Source organism: Kytococcus sp. HMSC28H12, assembly GCF_001816045.1.
Lineage (GTDB): Bacteria > Actinomycetota > Actinomycetes > Actinomycetales > Dermatophilaceae > Kytococcus > Kytococcus schroeteri.
The window spans coordinates 1-1,094 of the sequence record NZ_KV824310.1 but is presented as its reverse complement, the minus strand read 5'-3'; the positions used below and the strand labels follow the sequence as shown (position 1 = coordinate 1,094).

At 68.4% G+C, this 1,094-nt stretch carries 1 pseudogene; it reads left to right on the top strand.

From position 1 onward, the window contains the following. Positions 1–55: 55 nt before the first annotated feature. Positions 56–1,042 (top strand): annotated as a pseudogene (locus HMPREF3099_RS02320) (recombinase family protein); the annotation flags it as partial. Between the last annotated feature and the right edge of the window lie 52 nt (positions 1,043–1,094).

The following is a 1,094-nucleotide window of genomic DNA, read 5'->3' as shown; positions in this document are numbered from 1 at the left end:
GCCCTGCCGGTGGGGCGCCCTCGGCGCGGAATGAATCGCAGCAAGCCCCCCCCGGCGCGGCCGGGTCGAGGGAATCCCCACGTCGGCCCGGAAGGCGTTCGGCTGGACGCGTGATGGCCAGGTGATCCCCGAGGGGGCCGAGGCGGTCCGGCGGGCGTTCGACGCGTTCCTCGGCGAACCGTCTCTGTCGATCCGGCGCATCCGCGAGGACTTGAACAAGGCCGGACACCTCACCGCACGCGGGTCGGAGTTCTCCGTCGATGCCGTGCGGTACCTGCTGGCGAACCCGCTCTACGCTGGCTACATCAAGCACTACGCCTCGGGCGAGCTCTACCCGGTGCAGGATGGGATGTTCCCGCCCATCGTGAGCGAGCAGACCTGGCGGGCCGCGGTGGCGAAGCTGGAGGACAACGTGCGGAGGTCGGCCGGGCAATGCAACCAGCCGAAGTACCTCCTGTCCACGATAGGGCTGTGCGGGAAGTGCGGCGCGACGCTCGTCTCGGGAACGAACGGCCGCAAGCAGCCGACGTATCGCTGCGGCGAGCAGCTCCACCTCACTCGCCAGCGCGAGCCCGTCGATGCGATGGTTACCGAGGCCGTGCTCACCCGTCTGTCCTCGGTGGACGTGCACGACCTCGTGATGCCACACGAAGACGCCGGACCCGGCCGCGAGGAGCTGCTGACCGAGCGGAACGCCCTGGTCGAGCGCGTGAAGGAGCCGAGCCCGCTGCTGCGCGACATCCACCAGCCGGTCCTGGAGATCACGGCGGCGATCAACGACGTGAAAGCGCGCATCGACGTGATCGACGCGGAACTGCTCGACCGCTCGGTGTCGGTGGCGGCGAAGCTGCTCGCGGACGTTGACGAGCCGGTCGGCACTGCGGGGCGCCGCGAGGTGGTCGAGTCGAAGTGGAAGGCGCTGGACATGGATCGTCGCCGGATGCTCGTGGACGAGCTGGTGACGGTGACCATCGAGCCCATCGCGCCGGGTCACGTGAAGTTCGACCCCGACCTCATTCGGATCGAGCTGAGACGCGACTGACTCATGACTCGACTCGTCATTGCAGGCTCTTCGGAGTTGAGCGTGGGTCATG